This is a genomic window from Nonomuraea sp. NPDC059007, assembly GCF_042740555.1.
Lineage (GTDB): Bacteria > Actinomycetota > Actinomycetes > Streptosporangiales > Streptosporangiaceae > Nonomuraea.
Genome location: NZ_JBHYJD010000011.1, coordinates 74,393 through 97,423, shown reverse-complemented (window position 1 = coordinate 97,423; position 23,031 = coordinate 74,393). Strand labels below are relative to the sequence as shown.

The 23,031-nt window shown below is 70.5% G+C and carries 18 protein-coding genes; 7 read left to right on the top strand and 11 right to left on the bottom strand.

Going from position 1 to position 23,031, the window contains the following annotated elements:
• Window positions 1–66: 66 nt before the first annotated feature.
• The 4 genes from ACFWY5_RS20180 to ACFWY5_RS20165 are packed head-to-tail and all read right to left on the bottom strand — an operon-like array spanning window position 67 to window position 4,909.
• The gene (locus ACFWY5_RS20180) at window positions 67–966 is read right to left on the bottom strand and encodes a carbohydrate ABC transporter permease (RefSeq protein ID WP_379609060.1); all 900 of its coding nucleotides are present in this window, start codon (window positions 964–966) and stop codon (window positions 67–69) included.
• Window positions 966–2,330 carry an ABC transporter permease subunit gene (locus tag ACFWY5_RS20175; RefSeq protein WP_379609061.1) on the bottom strand — a complete coding sequence of 455 codons (1,365 nt, stop codon included), beginning with the start codon at window positions 2,328–2,330 and terminating at the stop codon, window positions 966–968. The genes ACFWY5_RS20180 and ACFWY5_RS20175 overlap by 1 nt, the downstream gene beginning before the upstream one ends.
• A 12-nt stretch (window positions 2,331–2,342) precedes the next feature.
• Entirely contained in the window at window positions 2,343–3,662 is a 1,320-nt protein-coding gene (locus ACFWY5_RS20170; RefSeq protein WP_379609062.1) for an ABC transporter substrate-binding protein, read from the bottom strand.
• An 8-nt stretch (window positions 3,663–3,670) separates the two neighbouring features.
• Window positions 3,671–4,909: an ABC transporter substrate-binding protein gene (locus tag ACFWY5_RS20165; protein ID WP_379609063.1), complete on the bottom strand. Its 1,239-nt coding sequence runs from the start codon at window positions 4,907–4,909 to the stop codon at window positions 3,671–3,673.
• Window positions 4,910–5,035: 126 nt separating this feature from the next.
• Between ACFWY5_RS20165 and ACFWY5_RS20160 the strand changes: the two genes are divergently transcribed.
• The 3 genes from ACFWY5_RS20160 to ACFWY5_RS20150 are packed head-to-tail and all read left to right on the top strand — an operon-like array spanning window position 5,036 to window position 8,531.
• Window positions 5,036–5,542, top strand: a complete 507-nt coding sequence (locus tag ACFWY5_RS20160) for a PadR family transcriptional regulator (protein ID WP_184966027.1) — start codon at window positions 5,036–5,038, stop codon at window positions 5,540–5,542.
• Entirely contained in the window at window positions 5,539–6,264 is a 726-nt protein-coding gene (locus tag ACFWY5_RS20155) for an ABC transporter ATP-binding protein (protein ID WP_379609064.1), read from the top strand. Before ACFWY5_RS20160 ends, ACFWY5_RS20155 begins: the two co-directional genes overlap by 4 nt.
• A 2-nt stretch (window positions 6,265–6,266) precedes the next feature.
• Window positions 6,267–8,531 carry an ABC transporter permease gene (locus tag ACFWY5_RS20150; protein ID WP_379609352.1) on the top strand — a complete coding sequence of 755 codons (2,265 nt, stop codon included), beginning with the start codon at window positions 6,267–6,269 and terminating at the stop codon, window positions 8,529–8,531.
• Here ACFWY5_RS20150 and ACFWY5_RS20145 read toward each other — a convergent pair.
• The 3 genes from ACFWY5_RS20145 to ACFWY5_RS20135 form a co-directional block, all read right to left on the bottom strand.
• Window positions 8,518–8,691: a hypothetical protein gene (locus ACFWY5_RS20145; protein ID WP_379633540.1), complete on the bottom strand. Its 174-nt coding sequence runs from the start codon at window positions 8,689–8,691 to the stop codon at window positions 8,518–8,520. The two genes, ACFWY5_RS20150 and ACFWY5_RS20145, sit on opposite strands and share 14 nt — an antisense overlap.
• A gap of 30 nt (window positions 8,692–8,721) precedes the next feature.
• Window positions 8,722–10,413, bottom strand: coding sequence for a maltose alpha-D-glucosyltransferase (gene treS, locus ACFWY5_RS20140; protein WP_379609065.1), 1,692 nt, complete (start codon window positions 10,411–10,413; stop codon window positions 8,722–8,724).
• A 260-nt stretch (window positions 10,414–10,673) separates the two neighbouring features.
• A complete protein-coding gene (locus ACFWY5_RS20135) occupies window positions 10,674–12,308 on the bottom strand; it encodes an asparagine synthetase B family protein (protein ID WP_379633539.1) in 1,635 nt (544 codons plus the stop codon).
• Between the two features lie 107 nt (window positions 12,309–12,415).
• Here ACFWY5_RS20135 and ACFWY5_RS20130 point away from each other — a divergent pair, with 107 nt between their 5' ends.
• From ACFWY5_RS20130 to ACFWY5_RS20115, 4 genes are all read left to right on the top strand, one after another.
• On the top strand, window positions 12,416–14,257 hold the full coding sequence (locus ACFWY5_RS20130) for a hypothetical protein (RefSeq protein ID WP_379633537.1): 1,842 nt from the start codon (window positions 12,416–12,418) through the stop codon (window positions 14,255–14,257).
• On the top strand, window positions 14,257–14,961 hold the full coding sequence (locus ACFWY5_RS20125) for an anticodon-binding protein (protein ID WP_379609068.1): 705 nt from the start codon (window positions 14,257–14,259) through the stop codon (window positions 14,959–14,961). The genes ACFWY5_RS20130 and ACFWY5_RS20125 overlap by 1 nt, the downstream gene beginning before the upstream one ends.
• Before the next feature lie 116 nt (window positions 14,962–15,077).
• Window positions 15,078–16,460, top strand: a complete 1,383-nt coding sequence (lysA, locus tag ACFWY5_RS20120) for a diaminopimelate decarboxylase (protein WP_379633535.1) — start codon at window positions 15,078–15,080, stop codon at window positions 16,458–16,460.
• A complete protein-coding gene (locus tag ACFWY5_RS20115; RefSeq protein ID WP_379609070.1) occupies window positions 16,457–17,737 on the top strand; it encodes a homoserine dehydrogenase in 1,281 nt (426 codons plus the stop codon). The genes lysA and ACFWY5_RS20115 overlap by 4 nt, the downstream gene beginning before the upstream one ends.
• A 17-nt stretch (window positions 17,738–17,754) precedes the next feature.
• Here ACFWY5_RS20115 and ACFWY5_RS20110 read toward each other — a convergent pair whose 3' ends face one another.
• The 4 genes from ACFWY5_RS20110 to ACFWY5_RS20095 form a co-directional block, all read right to left on the bottom strand.
• Window positions 17,755–18,912 carry a cation:proton antiporter gene (locus ACFWY5_RS20110; protein WP_379609071.1) on the bottom strand — a complete coding sequence of 386 codons (1,158 nt, stop codon included), beginning with the start codon at window positions 18,910–18,912 and terminating at the stop codon, window positions 17,755–17,757.
• 8 nt (window positions 18,913–18,920) lie between these two features.
• Window positions 18,921–19,403: a cation:proton antiporter regulatory subunit gene (locus ACFWY5_RS20105; protein WP_379609072.1), complete on the bottom strand. Its 483-nt coding sequence runs from the start codon at window positions 19,401–19,403 to the stop codon at window positions 18,921–18,923.
• A gap of 61 nt (window positions 19,404–19,464) precedes the next feature.
• On the bottom strand, window positions 19,465–21,981 hold the full coding sequence (locus tag ACFWY5_RS20100; protein WP_379633533.1) for an FHA domain-containing protein: 2,517 nt from the start codon (window positions 21,979–21,981) through the stop codon (window positions 19,465–19,467).
• A gap of 35 nt (window positions 21,982–22,016) precedes the next feature.
• On the bottom strand, window positions 22,017–22,988 hold the full coding sequence (locus ACFWY5_RS20095; RefSeq protein ID WP_379633531.1) for a hypothetical protein: 972 nt from the start codon (window positions 22,986–22,988) through the stop codon (window positions 22,017–22,019).
• Window positions 22,989–23,031 lie beyond the last annotated feature (43 nt).

The following is a 23,031-nucleotide window of genomic DNA, read 5'->3' as shown; positions in this document are numbered from 1 at the left end:
GGAGCCGGATCGAGAGGCGTTGGGTTCCGGGGATCCAGGGTTGGCGGGCCCGGATCCCCGGAGGGTTTACTTCACCGAGCCGGCCATCATGCCCTGCACGAAGTAGCGCTGGAAGGCGAAGAAGAGGATCAGTGGGATGATCAGCGACAGGAAGGCGCCTGACGACAGGATGTCGATGTTGTTGCCGAACTGTCGCATCTGGGACTGCAGTGCCTTGGTCATCGGCTGGGAGTCGGGGTTGGCGAAGACCAGGGCGATGAGCATGTCATTCCAGACCCAGAGGAACTGGAAGATGCCCAGCGACGCGATCGCCGGCTTGCCCAGGGGGAAGACGATGCTGACGAAGATCTTCCATTCCGGCGCCCCGTCCATCCGCGCCGCCTCCAGCAACGACGCCGGGATGCCGACGAAGAAGTTGCGCAGCAGGAAGATCGCGAACGGCAGGCCGAAGGCCACGTGGAACAACACCACGCTGGGGATCGAGCCGAACATCCCGGTGCTGCCGTAGAACGAGGCTATCGGGATGAGCGCGACCTGGATGGGGACGATGAGCAGGCCGACGACGACGAGGAACAGCAGGTCGCGGCCGGGGAACTCCATCCACGCGAACGCGTAGGCGGCCATGGCCGCGATGCCGATGACCAGAACCGTGGTCGGCACCGTGATGGCGATGGTGTTCCAGAACGACGCGGTGAACCCGGTGGCCAGCAGGTTGGAGTAGTTGGCCAGGGTGAGTTCCGCGGGCTTGGTGAAGACCGTCCACCAGCCCTCGGCGTTGTTGACCGCGACCGAGCGCATCGACACGACCAGCAGGCCGAGCGTCGGGACCAGCCAGAACAGGCCGATCAGGATCATCACGACCTGGACGGCGCCGCCGCCCACCTTGTCCACGCCCCGGCTGAGCAGCCCGCGCTTGGGGGCGCCCGCCTCGACACCCCGCTCAACGGTGGCGGTCGCCGTGGCCATCAGCGCTCCTCCCTTCTGAACCTGCGGACATTCATGATCATGAAGGGCAGGACCAGGATCAGCAGGAAGACCGCCAGCGCGCTGCCCAGGCCCTGGTTGTTGCCGCCGCCGAACGACACGCGCCACATCTCCAGCGCGATCACGTTCGACTGTGGCTGCACCGAGGCCGGCGCGATGATGAAGACCAGGTCGAACACCTTCAAGGTATTGATGATCATCGTCACGAAGACGACCAGCAGCACCGGGGACAGGAGCGGGATGGTGATCCTGCGGAACACCTGCCACTCCGTGGCTCCGTCGATGCGTGCGGCCTCCAGGGCGTCGCGCGGGATGGCCGCGAGCCCGGCCGAGATGAGGACCATCGCGAATCCGGCCCAGACCCAGACGAACGCGCCGATGATCGCGGGGGTGATGAGGGCCTCGCCGAGCCAGTTCAGGCCCCGGTAGGGGGCGGTGAAGTTGGTCTGCGGGAGCCGTACCTCATAGGAGCCGGCGGCCAGCCCGTCGAAACGGAAAGATCCGTTGTCGGCGGTGGTGGTGGTCGCGGCGACCTGGCCGTCCTTGACCGCCTCGACGGTCATGCCGGGCAGGCCCTTCTCCTGGGGGTCGACCGCGCCGCTGGTGCCCTGGCCGCCCGGGGTGAAGTCGAACCAGACGGTTCCGGACAGCGCGCCCGGTGGCGGGTTGGCGAGCGCGGGGGCGGCGTTGGTGGGCATCGTGTTGGCCTTGATGCCGACCAGCGGGATGAGCACCGGCTGGCCCGCCTGCGCGGGCTGCTTGGTGGCGACCCCGCCGTCCTTGGCCGCGACCGGGGAGGCGTCGCCCTCGCGTGGGCGGGCGTCCGGGTAGCCCTGGCTGGAGGAGAACGTGTCGCTCACGGTGGTGAGCACCGCGTTGGCCAGGCCCTTGTCGGGGTCCTGCTCGTAGACCAGGCGGAAGATGACGCCGGCGGCCATCAGCGAGACCGCCATCGGCATGAAGACGATCAGCTTGAACGCCGTGGACCACTTGATGCGCTCGGTCAGCACCGCGAAGAGCAGGCCGAGCACGGTGACCAGGATCGGCGCGACGATCACCCAGATCAGGTTGTTCCTGATGGTGACCAGCGTGCCGCGGTCGGTGAAGATCGTGGTGAAGTTCTCCACGCCCACGAACACGCTGCCCGAGGCGTCGAAGAGGCTGCGGAAGATCGAGTAGACGATCGGGTAGACCACCCAGATTCCCAGCAGGATCGCGGCCGGCAGCAAGAAGACGACGGCGATCGCGGGGGAAGGGCCGAGGCGGAATTTCTTGGGGGTGTCAGCCCGTGAGGAGGCGGCCCCGTCCTGCGACGGGGCCTGCGGGCCGTCCAACCGTTCGGTCACGGCCTAACCTCTCTACTTCCAGGCCTTCTTGGCTTCTTCTTCGAGCTTCGCCTGAGCGCCCTTGACGTCGGCGGGGTTGCGCAGGAAGTCCTGGAGGACCTTCCACTCGCCCTTGCCGTCGGTGGCGCCGAAGGCGCTGGGGGCGAGGTCGGACATGTCGTAGCGGACGGCGTCACCGGCCGAGACGATGGTCTGGCCGAGCTGCTTGGTCAGCTCGTCCGGGTAGTTGTCGGGGGAGACGTTCTTGTTGGGTGACAGGTAACCGGGCAGCTTGGCCCAGATCTCGCCGCCTTCCTTGGAGGCCAGGAACTCCAGCAGCGCCATCGCGCCGGGGGTGTCCTTCAGCGCGACCGCGATGTCGCCGCCGAGCACGACCGGGCTGGTCTCGCCGACCTTGGGGAAGGGGAAGGTCTTGGCGCCCTCGCCGACCTTCTCGCCGGACTGGGCGACCGGAGTGGCCACGAAGTCCGCCTCAATGATCATGGCGGCCTTCTTCTGGTCGTAGACCTTGGTGACGCAGTCGGGGAACTGCGTCTGCAGCGCGCCGGAGTTGCCGTCGAGGACGAACTCCTTCTTGGTCATGATCTGCGCCATCTTCTCCAGCGCCGTGGTGACGGAGGGGTCGGTCCACGGGATCTCGTGCTTGGAGAGCTTGTCGTAGTTCTCCGGGCCGGCGCTGCTGAGGTAGACGTTCTCGAACAGGTCGGTCAGGGTCCAGCCGGAGGCGCCGCAGAAGGAGAAGGGGGCGGTGCCGGAGTCGGCGATGGTCTGCGCGACCTTGAGCAGCTCGTCCCAGTTGGTGGGCGGCTGAACGCCGGCCTCCTCGAAGTTGGCCGTGCGGTACCACACCAGCGACTTGTGCGCGGCCTTCACCATCACGCCGTACACCTGGCCGTCCGCGGAGCCGAGCTCCTTCCAGTACGGGGTGTAGTTCGTGTCGATCTGGCTGATGACCTCGGGGGTGAGGGGCTTGAGCGCCTTGTCGGCGGAGTACTGCTGGACCAGGCCGGGCTGGGGCAGGATCGCGATGTCGGGCGGGCTGCCGCCCTTGATGCGCGGGCCGAGGTACGCGCCGGTGTCCTCACCGGTGGAGGCGTAGGTCACCTCGGCGCCGGTCTTGTCGGAGAAGGCCTTCAGCACCTGGCGGAAGGACTTCTCCTCGTCGCTGGTCCACTTGGCGGCGACCTCGATCTTCTGGCCCTGGAGGGGCTTCGCGCCGCCGGAGGTGGCGGCGCCGGTGCCGGCGGGCTGGGTGGGGGTGGTCGTCGGCGCGTTGCCACAGGCCGAGACCGCTACCGCGAGCCCTGCCAGGACGATGGCTGTCTTTCTCATGTCTTGCCTCACTGAGTCGACAATGACTCCGTCAGATCCGCCTTCAACGAGTCCACGACGGCGTCGCTCGGCTCGGGGAACGGCGGGCTGAGCGCCTTGGCGACCGAACTGGCGATCACCAGGCTCAGCTGGTTGTAGTTGGCGCTGACCGGCCGCGGCTTGGCGGCCAGGATGCTCTCTTTGAGCACCGGGAGATAGGGGAACTGCTCGATCAGCTCGGGGTCGTCGTAAAGCTCGGTCCACACCGGCGGGAAGGAGCCTTCCGACAGGACCCGGCGCTGGGTCTCCATGCTGGTGAAGTAGTGGATGAAGTCGCGGGCGGTCTTCGGATGCCTGGAGTAGGCGCTGACGGCCAGGTTCTGGCCGCCGAGGGCGCTGGTGCCCGGCCCGTTCTGGCCCGGCAGCCTGGTGACCGCGAACCGGTCGCCGAGCTCGGCCTTGGCGGAGCCGTAGGCGTGCGGCCAGTTGCGGGCGAAGGCCAGGTCGCCGTTCTGGAAGGCGAGCCGCGACTCCTCTTCCTTGTACGACAGCGCGTCGTCCGGGATCCAGCCCTCGCGAAGTCCCTGGGCGAGGAAGCCGAGAGCGGCCTTGGCCTTGGCGCTGTCGAGCGTCACCTCCTGGCCGTCGGTGCTGAGGATCTGCCCGCCCACGGCCTCGGAGAAGTTCACGGTCAGCCCCTCGTACGCAAGGAACTGCCCGGCATAGCCACCAATATTGTGTTTTTTCGTTACGTCAAGCGCTCGCCGCCGGAGGTCCGCCCAGGTCTTGGGCGGCTTTTTCACCAGGTCAGAGCGGTAAAACAACAAACCCGCATTGCTCGTGTACGGCACTGCCCAGAGCTTGCCGTTGTACACCGCTGTGTCCACGACCGGCGGCAGGAACTTGTCGAGCGGGAAGGCCCCGCGCTCCAAGGGGATGATCCAGCCGTTGTCCGCGAACTCCGCTGTCCACACGACGTCCAGGACGAGCACGTCATACCTGTCGCTGCGTGCCTGAAGGTTGGAGACCATCTGGGCACGCTGTTCGTCCGCCGCTTCTGGCAGCTCGATCAGCGTCACCTTCTCGGCCGGGTGGGCCTGGTTCCAGCGATCCAGCAGTGGCTGCAAGTACGTCGTGCCCTCGCGCCCGACGGCGAAGGTGATCGGGCCGATCCCGCCCGTCTCCGGCTCGCCGCCGCCGTCGTCGCCGGACGCGGCGCAGCCTGCCGTCAGCAGAGCGGCGAGCAGCACCGGCATCAAACGACGCACGTTGTTACCTCCACGTTTCTAGGATTACATACGTGTTAGGTAGATGCATTCATGTTATGCACACCTGTAATCTGATGGTCAACGGTTATCTCCGTAACGCATGCGTAACGTACGGGAGGTGGAGCGGTGCGGCTGCACCTGCTGGCGCTCCTGGCCAAGGAGCCTGCCCATGGGTATGAGCTCAAACAGGCCCTGGAGCTGACCTTCGGCAGCGCTTACCCCTCTCCCAACATCGGCCAGATCTATGTGACACTCGGCCGGCTGGAGAAGGACGGGCTGGTCAGGGCGGTTGACGTCGAGCAGTCCAACCGGCCGAACAAGAAGGTCTACTATCTGACCGCGGAAGGCCGTGAGGCCCTGACGCAGTGGGTGGACGAGCCGACCGAGGGCCCGCGCGTGCGCGACGAGTTCTTCATGAAGCTCGTGCTCGCGCCGCTCACCGGGATCTCCGACCAGATGGCGCTGATCAGCCGCCAGCGCCGGCACTATCTCGCGCTGATGCGCGACCTCAACGACCTCCTGGAGCGTACGGACCCGGCCAACCGGGTCGCTACGCTGCTGATCGAGGGAGCCATGCTGCACCTGCAGGCCGACCTCGACTGGCTGCAGCGCTGCCAGGAGGACCTGATATGACCCTTTTGAAAACCGTCAACCTGGTCAAGATCTACTCGAACGGCGGGGTGCCCGTGCCCGCCGTCCGCGGTGTGGACCTGCAGGTGGACGAGGGCGAGTTCGTCGTCATCATGGGCCCGTCCGGGTCGGGGAAGTCGACGCTCGTGCACATGCTGGGCGGGCTCGACACCCGCACCAGCGGCGAGATCTGGCTCGGCGGCAAGCGCGTGGACACGCTGTCGGAGTCGGCGTGGGCGGTGCTGCGGCGGCGCCAGATCGGCTTCGTCTTCCAGTTCTTCAACCTGGTCGCCAGCATGACCGTCGCCGACAACGTCGAGCTGCCGGCTCTGCTGGCGGGGGCCACGCCCGGCGAGGCCCGCGAGCGCAGGGAGGTGCTGCTCGGCGCGCTCAACCTCACCGAGCGCGCCGACGCCGCGCCCGGCCAGCTCTCCGGCGGCGAGCAGCAGCGGGTCGCGCTGGCCAGGGCCCTGGCCAACCAGCCCACGGTCCTGCTGGCCGACGAGCCCACGGGCAACCTCGACAGCCGCAACACGCGCGACGTGCTGCGCCTGCTCGGGCAGGTGCACAAGGACGGCCAGACCATCGTCATGGTCACCCACGACGCCCGCGTCGCCAGCCTCGCCGACCGCGTGGTGTCCCTGCTCGACGGCGAGATCGTCGACGACGGCCGGATCGCCAGGCGGCGCAAGGGCAACGCCGGAGAGGTCATCGAGCTCAGGTGACGATGAGACACGCCGGCAGCCGATGGGTCAGGGCGGACCTGCGGGCCAGGCGCGGGCAGGCCGTGCTGACCGTCCTGGCCGTCGCCGGGATCGTCGCCGCGCTGATCACCGCCGCGACGCTGCTGGAGGAGGGCACCAACCCCTGGCGCAGCCTGTTCTCCCAGACCGACGGCGCCCACGTGTGGATCCACACCCAGGAGGTCCCCCAGGCGGTCAGGCTGCGCGAGATCGACGGGGTCACGCAGGTGGCCGGGCCGTACCGCTCGGCGCCCGTGAGCGTCGTGCAGGACGGCAAGAAGGAGCCCGCGGCGCTGCGCGCGCTGCCCGCCGCCGCGCCCGAGGTGGCGCACCCGGTCGTGGCCGAGGGCCGCTGGCTCGACCAGGGACAGCTCGACGGCGTCGTCGTCGAGCGCTCGTTCGCGCGCGAGCTGGGGCTGCGGCTCGGCGCGCCGGTCACCGTCACCGCGCTCAGCGGCGCCCGCCACACGCTCTACGTCCGCGGCATCGCCGACACCGCCGAGCAGGGCTTCTACCCCGAGTGGACACCCGGCCTGGCCTGGGTGCTGCCCGACCTGCTCGACCGCATCGAGCCCGCGCTCGGCCGCAGCGAGTACGTGACCGGCCTGCGTCTGACCGACCCCGAGGCCACCCAAGTCGTCTCCCAGCGGGTCGTGGTCATGCTGGAGGACAAGCTCCAGCGCGTCTACACCTGGCGGCAGGTCAGGGCCGCCATGGAGCTCGACAACCGGCTCCTGGGCACGCTGCTGGCGTTGTTCGGCGTGGTGGGGCTGGTCGCCGCCGCGCTGGCGCTGGCCAACGCCGCCGGTGGCCGGGTGCTCGGCCAGTTGCGCGACCTGGCCACGCTGAAGTCCATGGGGTTCACCCGGGCGCAGGTCGCCGGCCTTCTCGTGGTCGAGCACGGGGCGCTCGGCCTGGTCGGCGTCGCGCTCGGCTCCGTCGCGGGCGTGGCGGTGATCGCCTTCGTGCTCGGCCCCTCGGCGATCGCCCCGGCGCCCGTGCTGCTCATCGTCGCGGGCACCGCCCTGGTCGTGCTGGCCGCCGTCGGCCTGCCCGCCTGGCGCGGGGGCCGCACCCCGCCGATCCCCGCCGCCCCCTCCGCGCCGCCCCGGGGCCACCTGTCCCGTCTGGCGCGCCTGGCCCTCCTGGTACGGCTCCCGCCCGCCCTCGTCCTGGGCGCCCGCGACGCGTTCACCCGCCGCGTGCCCGCGTTCATGACCGTGTTCGGCCTGGCCGTACCCATGATGATGATCACCATCGGCCTGGGCGTGTGGTCCACCCTCGACAACTTCCAGCGCAACCCCGCCCAGGTGGGCCAGCACGCCGCCCTCCACGTCCGTCCCGGCAAGCTGGAGTCGGCCTCGGCCGAGCGCATGGCCAAGGCCGACCGGGGCGTGGCCACCGTCTACCAGGGCGCCGACGTCAACGCGCTGGCCCCGGGGCAGGCCAGGTCGGTGCGGGTGCGGGCGATCGGGAACTCGGCGGAGCCGTACCCCTTCCCGGTGGTGGAGGGCCGCATGTACGCCCAGCCCGGCGAGGCCGTGGCCGGGCAGGGCCTGCTCGACCTGCTGCGGGCCAAGATCGGCGACCGGGTGCGGTTGACGGTCGGCGACTCGCCGCTCATCGTGCGCATCGTCGGCAGGACCGTGGAGCCCGATCTGGACGGCGAGGTGCTCTCGGTCGGCCTGGACAGCCTCGCGGCCAAGGACACGGTGCCGCCGGAGTTCTACGCGCTGGTGCTGAAGGACGGCGCGGACGCGGGGGAGGTGCGCACGCGGCTGCTCGCCGTCTCCGGCGAGGGGCTCGACGTGCAGCGCGTGGTGAACCCGGCCGAGCGGCTGACCGTCATCCGGGTGCTGATCGTGGCGCTCATCTTCGTGCTGTCGCTGATCGGGCTGGCGAACCTGCTGACCGCCAGCGCGCTCGGACTGCGCGACCACGCGCTCGACCTGGCGGTGCTGAAGGCGATGGGCCTGACGCCGCGCCAGCTCATGGCCACGCTGGTGACCGGGACCGGGTTGCTGGTGATTCTGGGCGTGCTCGCGGGCACCGCCGTGGGCGCCTCGGTGGTGACGGGCCTGATCGACCTGCAGGGTCACACCAGCGGCGTGGGCGCCGGCATCGGCCGCCCGCCCTCGGCCACCACGCTCGTGCTCGCGGTGCTGGTGGCGGTGGGCGCGGCGCTGGCGGTGGCGCTGATCCCCGCCAGGCGGGCGGCACGGGCCCAGGTGCCCGTCACCGCCCGCTAGGCGTCACATCTCGTCGAGCCAGCTCCTCGTCCACTTCGGCCTCCGTCACGCTTGGGATGCCGAAGTGGTCGAGGAGGCGGCGCACTGCGAGGTTGGTCTTGACGCTTGTCCGCCGTAGATCGTCAAACACGTTCACCCGCGATGCTGTGTCCTTCGCCATGTCGCAGAGAGTATTCGTATGGCGACAGGCTCACATGTGTTTCAGGGCGAACCAGTAGAAGCCGTGGCCCGGCAGCGTCAGCAGGTACGGCAGCTCGCCGATCTGCGGGAACGGCACGCCGCCGCGCGCCTCCACCGGGGTCATGCCCTTGAAGCGGCGCAGGTCGAGCTCGACCGGCTGCGGGAACTTGGACAGGTTGTTCACACACAGCATGAGGTCGTCGCCCTCTTCGCGGACGAACGTCAGCACGCTGGAGTTCGACGACCACATCTCGGTGTACGCGCCGGTGCCGAAGACCGGGTGGTTGCGCCGGATCTGCAGCATGCGGCGGGTGAAGTGCAGCAGTGAGCCCTCGTGCTTCTGCTGCGCCTCGACGTTGACCGCCTGGTAGCCGTAGATCGGGTCCATCACCGCGGGCAGGTAGAGCCGCCCGGGGTCGGCGTTGGAGAAGCCGGCGTTGCGGTCGGGGCTCCACTGCATCGGGGTGCGGACCGAGTCGCGGTCCTCCAGCCAGATGTTGTCGCCCATGCCGATCTCGTCGCCGTAGTACATGACGGGGGAGCCGGGCAGCGACAGCAGCAGGGCGTGGAAGAGCTCGATCATGTCGCGGTCGTTGTCGAGCAGCGGTGCCAGGCGCCGCCGGATGCCGAGGTAGGCGCGCATGCGCGGGTCCTTGGCGTACTCGTTGTGCATGTAGTCGCGCTCTTCCTCGGTCACCGTCTCGAGCGTGAGCTCGTCGTGGTTGCGGAGGAAGATGCCCCACTGGGCGCTGTCGGGCAGCTTGGGGGTCCGCGACATGATCTCGGAGATCGGCTCGCGGGCCTCCTTCTTGACCGCCATGTAGATGCGCGGCATCAGCGGGAAGTGGAAGGCCATATGGCATTCGTCACCCCCGGTGGTGGGGTCGCCGAAGTACTCCACCACGTCCTCCGGCCAGCCGTTGGCCTCGGCCAGCAGGACGCGGTCGGGGTAGAGGCGGTCCACCTCGGCGCGCACCTTCTTGAGGTAGGCGTGCGTCTCCGGCAGGCCGGAGCACCCCGTGCCCTCGCGCTCGAACAGGTACGGCACCGCGTCCAGGCGGAAGCCGTCGATGCCCAGGTCCAGCCAGAAGCGCAGGACCTCCAGCATCGCCTCCTGCACGGCCGGGTTGTCGTAGTTCAGGTCCGGCTGGTGGTGGAAGAAGCGGTGCCAGTAGTACTGCTTGCGCACCGGGTCGTAGGTCCAGTTGGACTCCTCGGCGCCGATGAAGATGATCGGCGCGTCGGGGTAGCCGGTGGGTTCGTCGGACCAGACGTAGAAGTCGCCGAACGGCCCCTCGGGATCGTGCCGGGAGGCCTGGAACCACGGATGGCGGTCGCTGGTGTGGTTCATCACCAGGTCGGTGATGATGCGTAGCCCACGGGCGTGCGCCGACTCGATGAGCTGGACGAAGTCCCCGAGGTCCCCGAAGTCCGGAAGGATCTTCATGTAGTCGGAGATGTCGTATCCGCCATCGCGCAGCGGCGACTCGTACAAGGGCAGCAGCCAAAGGCAGTCGACACCGAGCCACTGCACGTAGTCGAGCTTCTCGACCAGGCCGCGCAGGTCTCCGGTGCCGTCGCCGTTGGAGTCCTTGAAACCCCGGACGAGGACCTCATAGAAAACAGCCCGCTTGTACCAGTGCGGGTCCTCCGAGACGAACGTCTCGGGCACCTGCTCAGGTGTTGGGGATGCGTTGATCATGTGTCGCTCACAGAAGGAGATGTGGGCAGGACGAAGTCACCGGATACCCCGGCGTTTTGTGGTGACCGCGCCGCCTGGAGTCGTCATCCCTGCGAACCCCATGCCCTGAGCGAGCCCGGATTTGTGACCCGGTGCCCGCTTGTTCGCGGCGCTTACGGGCCGAACACTACCAGCCCGTCGGCCTTCCGGAACCCGCTTGTGCTGTGCCGCATGTAATACCCACGAGATCGCGGTGTAATCGCGACGTTACTTAGCGTTCGCTAGAACGGCGCTTCCAGTTCACCCAGGTCATGCCCGTAATCGCGCAGCCAGGCGCCGAACAGCACCAGACCGCGCACCCAGAACCGGTCGTTCCAGCCGTTGAAACGCGTCAGCGCGTCGGGCCCGCCGCCGATCACCTCGTGCAGGTCATCCGAGAGCAGGCCGGGCACCCGCTCGGCCACCGTGGCCAGCATCCGGTGCGAGTACTCGCGGGCCGGAGCTGCGGTCGAGCGCAGCGGCACCCGCCGAAGCGGCTGCTTGACCACGTTCGTGGACGGCAGCGCGGCCACGCGCGGACTGGCCGCGTGCAGCAGTTCGCGGTAGAAGCGCCCCTTGTCCTTGCGGGCCACGCCCACCGACAGCGCCGCGTCGAAGAACTCCGGATGGATGAACGGCGCCGCGAACGAGGCCTCAGGCCCCACCAGGTTCACCGCCGAACGGGCGATGCCCCGCACCGTACGCGTGTGCAGCACCGACAACGGCAGCTCCGCCCGATGTCCGTGGAGCATCGAGGTGGACTCGGTGAACTGCTCGCCCACGGTCTGCGCCATCCAGGCCGCCGCCGCCTCCGACAGGAACGGCCGCGACGGCGCGCCCAGCGACAGCGAGCTCAGCACCGCCGCCGAACGCTCGGCCTGCGAGGTGGCCTCCAGCGCCGCCCCGCTGACCATGAAGTTCTTCAGCAGCGGCCCGCCCGCCAGGCCGTCCACCAGGATGCGGCCGGCGCCGTGGACCTCCTTGGCGAACGGCGCGTACCAGGCGTGGTGCGGCGTCAGATACTCGAGCCTGCGCGCCACCTCCAGCGCGTCGGCCGGATAGGCGCCGGGATCCTGGGTGACCACGCGGTGCGGGATGCCCAGCTCGCGGGTGATCGCCTGGGCGAAGGAGATGTCGGTGTCGGTGCCGTCGTCCGGGCTGGTCGTCCAGGACTCCACGTCGAAGCCGCGCGCCACGGCCACACTGGCCAGCAGCCGCGAGTCGTAGCCGCCGCTGACCGGGACCAGCAGCCGCCGGCCCTCGTAGTCCTTGTAGACCTCGTGCAGGATCTCCAGGATCGCGTCCGCGCTGGTCCAGGCCTCGTACGGCTCACGCCGCAGCCAGCGCGGCAGCCGCCGCTCGGTGGCCAGCCGCTCGCCCGTGAACACCAGCGCGCTGGAGCCGGGCAGCCGCCTGATCTGCCGGTATGGTGTCGCCTCCCCGAGCGGGAAGGTCACCTGAAGGATCGAGGCCCACGCGTCCCAGTCGATCTCGACCGGGACCAGCGAGAGCAGGGGGGCGATCAGGGAGGAGAAGTAGACGGCGTCGCCGAGCCGTACGTAATAGACGTCGACCAGCCCGAGCGCGCCCGCGTGCAGCGTGACCCGCTCGCCCGCGCCGATGAGACCGGGTGTCTCGTAGGTCTCGGCGACCGACATCCACGCGTCCCCGGCCGGCGGCTTGCGCTCGCCCCAGGAGAAGGCGAATTCGCCCTCGGAGCGGTGGTACGGCGGCAGGGGAGCGGTGCTGAACAGCGCCGCGTGGGCGGTCTGGAGCGCGGGGCGGCAGCGTGGGCCGGCGGCGGCCAGCTTCGCCGCGACGGCGGGGTCGATCCGGCCGAGGGCTCCGCAGACGTAGGGCCGCACATTGAACTGCACCGGATCCATCCCTTCCTGCCGCTTACCGGTTGAAGGGTATCCTTTGGCCTCGTGAGCGAGCGCAGCGAGCGAGCCAACTTTGTCGTTGGCCTGCTGGAGGAAGGCCGATGACGGAGCTGGAAAGCACGCGCAAAGCGCTGAGGGACGCGGTCGCCCAGGCCGAGCACGCGGCGGAGCTGGCGCGGCTGCTGGACACCGCCCAGGCGAAGCTCGCCGCCGCCGAGCAGAGCGCGCAGGAGGCCAAGGCGCTGGCCGCGCAGGTGTCGGAGCTGGAGGACCGGCTCGACGACGAGCGTTCCGACGCGGAGCGGCTGCGCAAGGAGCTGGCCGAGCAGCGCTACCAGGCCGAGGTGGCGCAGTGGAAGCTGTCCTCCATCAAGGTCGCCCGCTGGAACCGGCTCGGTGACGCGCTGAAGTCCGGCAAGTCCAACCCGGTGCGTCTCGCCAAGGGCATCAAGGGCGCCGCCAAGGCCGCCCCGCGCCCGGTCGCGCCCAAGCGCAAGCCGGTCGCCGCCGCCGATCAGAAGGCCGAGCGGCCCGGCGCCGCCTTCCAGGCCACCGCCGCGACCAGGACGATAGAGGGCGCCTCGTTCCGGCTGAAGCCGTTCAGGATCCCGACCGGCCCCAACACGCGCCCCCACCTGACCGCCGCCGTCATCGCCGACCCGCACGCCGAGGCGCTGCTGCGCTACGAGTGGCGGCAGACGACGGGCTTCACCCCGCGCGACTTCGCCCGGGTGCTGCCGCTGGAGGTGCCCCACCTGCTCGTGGTCGAGTCGGTCACCGAGGGCCCCTGGGCCGAGGAGATCGCCGGCGAGCCGGGTGAGGGCCTGCGCGCGCTGCTGGCCTGGTGCGCCGAGCGGGGCATCCGCACGGTCTTCTGGCACACCCAGGGCGACCCCGCCGGCTTCGCCGCGGCCGCCGCCCTGTTCGAGCACCGCTTCAGCGTGGACACGGCGAGCGGCTGGCCGCGGCTGCAGTTCGGCGTGCAGCCGCGGGTGCACAACCCGCTGCCGCTGTCGGGCGGCCGGGTCGACCGGGTGCTCACGCTGGAGCAGTTGCTGCCGCCGCACCTGTCGTACCCGGACGTGCTGACGTCCTACCGCTGGCCGGCCGCCGTTGACGTGCCGCCGGGAACGCCGACGTGGCGGCTGTCGGAGATCGCCGCCTGCGGCACCTCGATCGGACCGGAGCCCGACTCCCGCCGCGCCCACGCCGCGCTGCGCCGCGCCTACGCGGGCGGCACGATGACCGAGCGGGTCGACGAGCTGCTGGAGCGCATCGGCCTGCCCAGCGCCCGCGCGACGCTGAACGTCTCGGTGATCCTGCCGGTCACCGACGCCGCGCTGCTGGAGCACGCGCTCGCCCAGGTCGCCAGGCAGAGCGGGGTCACGCAGCTGATCCTGTTCGGCCCGCCCGGCGCGGGGGAGCGCGCCCGTGACGTGATCAAGGACGCCGAGGTCGTCTTCCGCGACCTCGACCCCGCGCTGTCCACGGGCGGCATGCTCAACCACGGGCTCGACCTGTGCGAGGCCGACCTGGTCGCGGTCATGGACCCGCGCGACGTCTACGGCATGCACTACCTGTCCGACCTCAGCCGCGCCTTCCTGTTCGGCACCGCGGACATCGTGGGCAAGGCCGCCTTCTACGCCCACCTGCGCAACGCCCAGGCCACGCTGCTGAAGCAGCCGGACGCCGAGTACACCTACACGCCGGAGATCGCCGGGGCGACGCTGCTCGCCCGCCGCAACGCGCTGCGCGAGCTGGGCTTCCCCGACCTGACCGAGGGCTGGGACGAGGTGCTCATGCGGCAGTGCCGTACGGACGGGGTGAAGGTCTTCTCCGCCGACCGTTTCGGCTACGTGCGCGTGCGCGACGAGGACCGCTGGCTGCTGGGGGCGGCCCAGCTCATCGAGTACGGCTCCGCCGAGCCCCACGCGCTCATCTGATGACACCCGGGCAGCTCGCGGAGCTTCTCGGCGAGCCGCCCGCGCCCGAGGGCGACTGGACGCGGGAGGCGGTCTACCTGTCGGCCGCCGCGCTGCGCCGCCGCGTGGACCCGGGCGAGCTGGCCGCGTCCGTGCCCGGGGCGGTGGCGCTGCCGAACGGGCTGCTGCGCATCGTCCTGCCCGAGCCCGCCGACGTGCTGGCCGACGTGTTCGCGGTGGCCGACCAGGGGTGGCCGGCGGAACCGCTGACATGGGACAACCCCGGATTTGTCGTGAAATATGCGCGCGCCAGAGCGGTGGCCGTGGCGCGGGAAGCCGCCGCTCTCGGAGTGCCCGTCGCCCTTGGGGCGTCTGGCGGGCATGGGGTGCTCGGCGCCCTTGAGGTGTCCGGCGGGGTTGGGGCGTCTGACGGGCTCGGGGTGCCTGGCGGGCTTGGGGTTTCTGGCGGGTTTGAGCCCGCGTGTTTGTCGGGGGCGCGCGATCGGGCGGTGTTGCGGGTGCTGGCCGAGCTGCCCGGCCGCCGGGTCAGCGCGGAGCCGGGGTGGGCGGCCTTTCTGGTACGGCTCGCGCTGGCCTATCACGACGCCTATGAGCACGCGGCGCCGCTGCCCGTCGGGGACGAACCGGCCGCCCCGGTGCACACCGCTCGGGTGCGGCTGGCGCTGGCCGTACAGGAAGTCCTTCCCGGACCCGACAGAATCTGAAATTTCACGCCATAAGGCGTGAAAACGTGTAAAAACTCTACAATTTCCTGCACATCGTGTCTCGATAGGTGGGCACGGTGTCCGGCGCGATCCCGCGTTCCGATAGCCTCTTTTGGGTGAGTCGATTCGCCCATCCCGCAGGGGACCGGCACGCCGAGATGCTGCCCCACGAGCGCCCGCCGCTGGCGCCCGCCGACCTCAACCGGATCAATCCCGCGATCTGGCCGCGAACGTCGAGCAGGACCGAGGGCGCGCTCACGGTCGGCGGCATCGACGTGCGGGACCTCGCCGCCGAGCACGGCACTCCGCTCTACGTCGTCGACGAGGCCGACGTGCGCTCGCGCATGCGCGACTACGCCACCGCCTTCGCCGGTTCCGACGTGCACTACGCCGGGAAGGCGTTCCTGTGCAGGGAGATCGTCCGGTGGCTGCAGGACGAGGGGCTCGGCCTCGACGTGGCCAGCGGCGGCGAGCTGGCCGTCGCGCTCAGCGTCGGCTTCCCGCCCGAGCGCATCACGCTCCACGGCAACAACAAGTCCGTCGCCGAGCTGACCCGGGCCCTTGAGGTCGGCGTCGGGCACATCGTGGTCGACTCCTACGAGGAGATCGCCAGGGTCGGCTACCTCGCCGACGAGCTCGGCAAGCGGCCCAAGGTCATGATCCGGGTGACCACCGGCGTCGAGGCGCACACCCACGAGTTCATCGCGACCGCCCACGACGACCAGAAGTTCGGCCTGTCGCTCAACACCGGCGCCGCCGCGGAGGCGGTCCGCCGCATCCTCGCGCTGCCCCAGCTCGAACTCGTCGGCCTGCACTCCCACATCGGCTCGCAGATCGTCGACACCGCCGGCTTCGAGGTGGCCGCCCGCCGCCTGGCCGACCTGCTCGTGCAGATCAAGGACGAGCACGGCGTCGTCCTGCCCGAGCTCGACCTCGGCGGCGGCTACGGCATCGCCTACGTCGAAGGCGACGAGGCCCCCGACATCAAGGAACTGGCCGACGGCCTGCGCGAGATCGTCGCCAAGGTCTGCACCGGCGCCGGGCTGCCCGTGCCCAACCTCACCGTCGAGCCGGGCCGCACCATCGTCGGCCCCGGCGGCATCACCCTCTACGAGGTCGGCACCGTCAAGGACGTCGAGGGCATCCGCACCTACGTCAGCATCGACGGCGGCATGAGCGACAACGTGCGCACCGCGCTCTACGGCGCCGAGTACACCGCGGTGCTGGCCAACCGCGCGAGCACCGCCGCGCCCATGCTCAGCCGCCTGGTCGGCAAGCACTGCGAGAGCGGCGACATCGTCATCAGGGACTTCTACCTCCCGGCCGACCTCGCGCCGGGCGACCTCATCGCGGTGGCCGCCACCGGCGCCTACTGCCGCTCGCTGGCCAGCAACTACAACTATCTGCCCAGGCCCGCCGTGGTCGCCGTCGCCGACGGCTCCTCCCGGGTGATCGTGCGGGGCGAGACCGAGGACGATCTGCTGAGGGGGCAACTGTGAAGGTCGCGCTGCTGGGATGCGGCGTCGTCGGCTCGCAGGTCATCAGGCTCATGCGCGAGCAGGCCGACGACCTGGCCGCCCGGATCGGGGCGCCGCTGGAGCTGGCGGGCGTCGCCGTACGCAGGCTGGGGCGTAAACGTGAGGTGGACGTCGACCCCGCGCTGCTCACCACCGACGCCGAGGCCCTCGTCACCCGTGAAGACGTCGACATCGTCGTCGAGGTCATCGGCGGCATCGAGCCCGCGCGCTCGCTGATCGTCGCGGCCCTGTCCAAGGGCAAGTCGGTCGTGACCGCGAACAAGGCGCTGCTGGCAGAGGACGGTTCCGCCCTCCACGAGGCGGCCCGCGCCGGCGGCGGGGACCTCTACTTCGAGGCCAGCGTGGCCGGGGCCATCCCGCTGCTGCGCCCGCTGCGCGAGTCGCTGGCCGGCGACCACGTCAACCGCGTGCTCGGCATCGTCAACGGCACCACCAACTACATCCTCGACAAGATGGACTCCACGGGCGCCTCGTTCAACGACGCGCTGGAGGAGGCGCAGGCGCTCGGCTACGCCGAGGCCGACCCCACCGCCGACGTCGAGGGCTTCGACGCCGCCGCCAAGGCCGCGATCCTCGCCGGGCTGGCCTTCCACAGCCGGGTGACCGCCGAGCAGGTGCACCGCGAGGGCATCACCGAGATCACCGCCACCGACGTCGCCTCGGCCAAGGCCATGGGGTACGTCATCAAGCTCCTGGCCATCTGCGCACGTTCCGACGACGGCCGGAGCGTCGGCGTACGCGTCCACCCGGCGATGATCCCGCGCACCCATCCGCTGGCCGGTGTGCGCGAGGCGTACAACGCGGTGTTCGTGGAGGCGGAGTCGGCCGGGCAGCTCATGTTCTACGGCGCCGGCGCCGGCGGCGCGCCCACCGCCTCCGCGGTCCTGGGCGACCTGGTGGCCGTGGCCAGAAACCGGCTGGCCGGGGCGCGCGGTCCGGAGGAGTCCACGTACGCCTCGCTGACCGTGCACCCGATGGGCGAGACCGTGACCCGCTGCCACGTGGCGCTCGACGTCGCCGACAAGCCGGGCGTGCTGGCCCGGGTGGCCGAGGAGTTCGCCCGCCACGACGTCTCCATCCAGACGGTACGCCAGGAGGGCCACGGCGACGACGCCCAGCTCGTGATCGTCAGCCACCGCGCCACCGACGCCGCGCTCACCGCCACGATGGAGGGGCTGCGCAAGCTCGACATCGTCCGCGCGGTGGCCAGCGTGATGCGCGTGGAGGGCGACGAGTAGCCGCCCCCCACAAGTGATCAGGTACGGCGGGCGATCGCGGTGATCAGCGGCTGCACCGCCTTGGCCGCCAGCGGACCGAAGGCCGCCAGGATGAGCACGTACGCGGCGGCCAGCGGCCCGAGGTCCGGATGGACCCCGGCGGCCACCGCGAGCCCCGCGATGACGATGTTGAACTCGCCCCGCGGGATCAGCGCGATGCCCGCCCGCGCCTGACCGGCCTTGGCGATGCCCGCACGGCGGGCGGCGTAGGCGCCGGTCAGGAGCTTGGTGACCATGCTGACCAGGGCGAGCGCCGCGGCCAGCCCGGCCACGGGCAGGATCGCCGCCGGGTCGGTCTGCAGGCCGAAGAAGACGAAGAACACCGCGGCGAACAGGTCGCGCAGCGGCTCCAGCAACGCCCGCGCGCCTTCGGCCAGCTCTCCCGACAGCGCGATGCCCACCAGGAACGCGCCGACGGCCGCCGACACCTGGAGCTGCTGGGCGATCCCGGCGACCAGGAGTGCCAGGCCGACGACCTTCAGGAGGAGAACCTCGGAGTTGGGGCTGGCCACGAAGCGTTCGATGAGCTTGCCGTACCGGAGGGCGAAGACGAGCACCACGCTCACGGTCGCCAGCGCGATCGCCACCGTCACCGCCCCGCTCAGCAGGCTCGCGCCGGCCAGCAGCGCGGTGAGGATGGGCAGGTAGAGGGCCATCGTCAGGTCTTCGAAGACCAGGAGCGACAGGACGACGGGGGTTTCCCTGTTGCCGATCCAGCCCAGGTCGGACAGGACTTTGGCGGTGATGCCGGAGGAGGTGGCGTAGGTGACGCCGGCCATGGCGACGGCGGCGACGGGGCCCCAGCCGAGCAGCAGGGCGGCGATCGCGCCCGGCGCGGCGTTGAGCACCAGGTCCACGAGGCCGCCGCGGAGGTTGCCGCGCAGGCTGGTGACCAGTTCGTCGGCGTTGTACTCCAGGCCCAGCGTGAGCAGCAGCATGATGACGCCGAGCTCGGCGCCGACCTGGATGAACTCCTCACTGGTGGCCAGCGGCAGGATGCCGCCGGTGCCGAAGGCCAGGCCCGCGATCAGGTAGAGGGGGATGGGGGAGATGCCGCCGCGCAGGGCCAGCGCGCCGAGCACGCCGAGACCGAGGATGACAGCACCGAGTTCGAGAAGAAGGATCCCTGCGTGCACCCGCGGGCCTACCCCGCGGCCAGGATGTCGGCGGCGGCCGAGGTGCCCTCGGGCGTGCCCACGACCACGACCACGTCACCGGCGGCGAACACGAAGTCCGGGCCGGGGCTGGCCACCACCCGGCCGTCGCGCGCGACGGCCACGATGGACGATCCCGTGCGGGTGCGCATCTGGGTGTCGCCCATGGGCCGGCCCGCGTACGGCCCGCCGTCGCTGATCGGCAACTGCACGCTGACCAGGCCTTCGACCTGCCGGTGCAGCTCGTTGAGCCGCTGGACGATGCGCGGGGCGCCGAGCAGTTCACACAGGGCGTCGGCCTCTTCGTCGTTGAGCTTGACCGCCTCGCACGCCTGGTCCGGGTCGCTCTTGTCGTAGATCACCAGATCCCGCCGGCCGCTGCGATGCGAGACGATGCCGATCCGCCTTCCGGACTGGGTGGTGAACTCGTGCCGCAGTCCGATCCCCGGCAGGGCCGTCTGCTCGACGTCCATTGCGTGCCCTTTCATTGCTTTTGTTGAACTTCATACTATTGGCCGGGGATGACCTTGTGGCTCAGCGGGACTTGGCCTCGTAGCGGCGCAGGGCGAGGCGGGTGGCCAGGGCCAGGACCGCCGACATGAGGATCAGGACGGCCATCGAGCGGAGCCAGCCCACCGGGTCGTGGTCCCAGAGGGCGTCCTCGGGCTTGGCGATGTCGATCTTCCGCAGGTCGGTGGTGGCCGCGGCGGCGGCGTAGCCCCAGCGAGTGGGGACGAGCCAGGTGAGCTGCTCCAGGCCGGTACGGCCGACCACCTCGATCAGCTTGCCGATGAAGACGAACTGGGCCATCACGAGCACCACCATGATCAGCATGGCCTGCTCGTTGGTGCTGACCAGGGCGCTGACCAGAAGGGCCAGCAGGCTACAGGTGAAGGCCACCGCGGAGACCACGACGATGATCTCCACGCTGCCGGAGCCGAAGATCAGCGGATCGGCCGGAGGCTTGCGGCCGATCATGGCCAGCGTGACGAACAACGTCGCCTGCACCACGTTGATCGCTCCCAGCACGGCGGCCTTCGACAGCAGGTACGCCACCGGTGACAGGCCGACCGAACGTTCGCGGCGGTAGATGGGGCCTTCCTTGACGATCTCCCGGATCGCGCCGATCAGGCCCATCAGCGCGGCCCCGAACACCAGGATGATCAGGAGGGTTCCGGCCTCCTCGCTGCGCCCGATCTTGCCGCCGGGCGGCGCCAGGCCCGCCGAGCCCTCCACGACACGGGTCATCAGCGCCAGGACGATCGGCAGGCCGACCATCGACAGCGCGGCCAGCTTGTCGGCGCGGATCACCGAGAACATCCGCCGCGACAGGATCGCGAACTGCCGTCCCATGCTCTGCTTGGGCGGCGCCGGGGGAGGGGCCACGGTGTGGCCGTCGAGGCCCTCGCCGGAGGCGGCGCCGCAGTAGCGCGTGTAGTAGGCGGAGCGGCGGAAGCGGTCGGCCCACAGATCGGCCTCGTCGCTGACCTTCTTGAAGACCTCCGAGTACTCCGTCGCCCCGAAAAATCCCAGCAATTCATCCGGTGGGCCGAAATATCCGACCTTGCCGCCTCGGCACAACACGAGCACGCGGTCGCAGACGTTCAGGTGCAGCACGCTGTGCGTGACCACCACCACGGTCCTGCCGTCGTCGGCCAGCTCCCGCAACGTGTTCATGACCTCCTTGTCCAGGCTCGGATCCAGCCCGGAGGTCGGCTCGTCCAGGAACAACAGCGACGGCTTCGTCAGCAGCTCCAGCGCCACGCTGGTGCGCTTGCGCTGGCCACCGGACAGCCGGTCGATGCGCAGCCTGCGGCGTTCGGCCAGGTCGAGCTGGTCGATCACCTCGTCGATGCGGGCCCGGCGCTCGGCCCGCGTCACGTCCTGGGGGAAGCGCAGCGCCGCCGCGTACCCCAGCGCCCGCTCGACCGTGAGCTCCTTGTGCAGGATGTCGTCCTGCGGGACCAGGCCGATGCGATGGCGCAGGTCGTCGTAGTGGGCGTACAGGTCGCGGCCCTCGTACGACATCCGGCCGTGCGTGGCGGGCCTGGCGCCGGTGAGCGCGCCGAGCAGCGTCGACTTGCCCGCGCCCGACGGGCCCACCACCGCGAGCAGACTGCAGGCGTCAAGCTGCAGACTCACCCCGTCCAGCAGTACGGCGGAGCCCGCCTTGACCGTCAGGCCCTCGGCCCGCAGGGATACGGCGCCGGTGTCGGCGTGGACCGCCACGTGGTCGCGGTGCACGACCAGCTGGTAGTGGCCCACCGAGACCAGATCGCCCGGCTGGACGTAGGCGTCGGTGACACGGTGGCCGTTGACGTGGGTGCCGTTGCGGCTGCGCAGGTCCCTGACGTACGGGCCGTTGGGGGAGCGGTGGATCTCGGCGTGGTGGCGGGAGATCAGGAGGTCGTCGGGCAGGGCCAGGTCGTTGTCGGCGGCCCGGCCGATCCGCAGGACGTCGGTCAGGGGGAGGACCCGCTCGGGGATCTCGCTCGGCCGCCCCTGTCCGGTCGGCCGCCCGAGCTGCGTCACCCCTTCCGACACCCCACCCCAACCCTGCCCACCCCCGGAATACCCCGCCCCCGGATGTCCCCCGCTCGGGTGGCCTGCGCCCGGATGTCCCGTGCTCGGGTACCCCGTGCCTGGGTGGCCTGGGGTGGAAGGGCCCGTGCCGAGGTGTCCCGGGGTTGGGTGGCCGGTTGTCTGGTGTCCGGTGTGTCGCGGGTCCGGGGGGCGTTGTGGCTGGGGGGCGGTCGGGCGGGGTGGTTCGGGTTCGAGGTCGAGGCGGGGGCCGTGCTCCGCGCCGCCGAGCCGTACGGTGCAGGGGACGGCCACGTGGACGGTCGAGATGCGGTTCTGCCCGATGAACGTGCCGTTGCGGCTGCCGAGGTCGCGCAGGATCCAGCGGCCCGACTCGTGGACGACCTCGGCGTGGTGGCGGGAGACGCGGGCGTCGGCGATGGCGATGTCACCCTCGCGCCCCACGAGCAGCCGCTGCCCCGGCACCAGCCGGATGAAGCCCGCCGGACCCCGCACGAGTAACGCCGTCATCTCTCCGCACCCCGCAAACCCCGGCCGTCCCGTAATTATGGCCGCATATCAGGCTGGGGACGGGCCAGGGTGAACGGCGTTGCAGGGACGTGACCTCGCGTGTAGTGGTAGGCCACGGTGGCCACGCCCAGCGACAGTCCCCACGGCAGGAAGAACAGGCCCACGCCCCCGACCGACCAGTCCATGTCGCCGGCCAGCAGGCCGCTCCACGAGGTCACCCCGGTCACGGTGAGGGCCACGGACACCAGCGACGCCGGCACGACCGCCATCGCCTCGGGCACCGCCCGCCCGCCGAGCACCGGCACCCAGCGCGGGAAGACCCGCCCCCACCGCTGCGCCAGCCCGAGCGTGAGCAGTGCCCCGCCCAGGCAGAGCAGCGGAAGCGAGTACGCCCCCAGCCCGCTCACGCCCTTGGCCACGGCGTCGGCCGCGAGGTCGTCGACGAAGCTCTGGTCCACCCACATCGGGATGCCCGCCGACCAGGCCGCCCGCTGCATGCCGTACGGCAGCGGCGACAGCACCGCGACGACCGTCGCCCAGAGCCCGATCCGCCGCCACGGCCACGAGGCGGCGCCGCCCCGCACGAAGCCCAGCGCGACGCCGATCCACAGCGCCCCGCCCGCGACGCACACGAGCTGGTTGAGCACGGGCCAGTCGACCAGGCCGAAGTAGCCGCGCAGGGAGTAGGCCATGTTCTGCAGCAGCCGGACGTCGGGGAGCACGAACAGGAGGCTCGCCCCGGCCACCCAGCCGTACGCCGCGACCACCGGCGCGGGAACCTTGGGCCACCAGAGGGCCGCCGCCGCGAGCAGGACGCCGGCCGTACAGGCGAGGGCGATGGCCGGTGCCATCGCGTCCGCCGTCACGCCCGCGAAGATGCTCATCCCGACGGCGGCGTTGGGGTCGCCGAAGGGGAAGCCGCCGCCGCCCGACCACCAGAAGTAGCCGAGCGCTCCGTAGATCGCGCTCCAGATCAGCGCCCCGTGGAGGATCAGTCGTCGTTTCATGGTTCCCCAGCCTGGGCCGGGACCGGCGCCCGGACATCTGCCG

Bases quoted from the DNA above. Each gene is read 5' to 3' on its own strand.
- ACFWY5_RS20145 (WP_379633540.1), bottom strand. From the start codon at position 8,691: ATGGCGAAGGACACAGCATCGCGGGTGAACGTGTTTGACGATCTACGG.
- ACFWY5_RS20130 (WP_379633537.1), top strand. From the start codon at position 12,416: ATGACGGAGCTGGAAAGCACGCGCAAAGCGCTGAGGGACGCGGTCGCC.
- ACFWY5_RS20155 (WP_379609064.1), top strand. From the start codon at position 5,539: ATGACCCTTTTGAAAACCGTCAACCTGGTCAAGATCTACTCGAACGGC.
- ACFWY5_RS20105 (WP_379609072.1), bottom strand. From the start codon at position 19,403: ATGGACGTCGAGCAGACGGCCCTGCCGGGGATCGGACTGCGGCACGAG.
- treS (WP_379609065.1), bottom strand. From the start codon at position 10,413: ATGATCAACGCATCCCCAACACCTGAGCAGGTGCCCGAGACGTTCGTC.
- ACFWY5_RS20170 (WP_379609062.1), bottom strand. From the start codon at position 3,662: ATGAGAAAGACAGCCATCGTCCTGGCAGGGCTCGCGGTAGCGGTCTCG.
- ACFWY5_RS20150 (WP_379609352.1), top strand. From the start codon at position 6,267: ATGAGACACGCCGGCAGCCGATGGGTCAGGGCGGACCTGCGGGCCAGG.
- ACFWY5_RS20095 (WP_379633531.1), bottom strand. From the start codon at position 22,988: ATGAAACGACGACTGATCCTCCACGGGGCGCTGATCTGGAGCGCGATC.
- ACFWY5_RS20180 (WP_379609060.1), bottom strand. From the start codon at position 966: ATGGCCACGGCGACCGCCACCGTTGAGCGGGGTGTCGAGGCGGGCGCC.
- ACFWY5_RS20100 (WP_379633533.1), bottom strand. From the start codon at position 21,981: ATGACGGCGTTACTCGTGCGGGGTCCGGCGGGCTTCATCCGGCTGGTG.
- ACFWY5_RS20125 (WP_379609068.1), top strand. From the start codon at position 14,257: ATGACACCCGGGCAGCTCGCGGAGCTTCTCGGCGAGCCGCCCGCGCCC.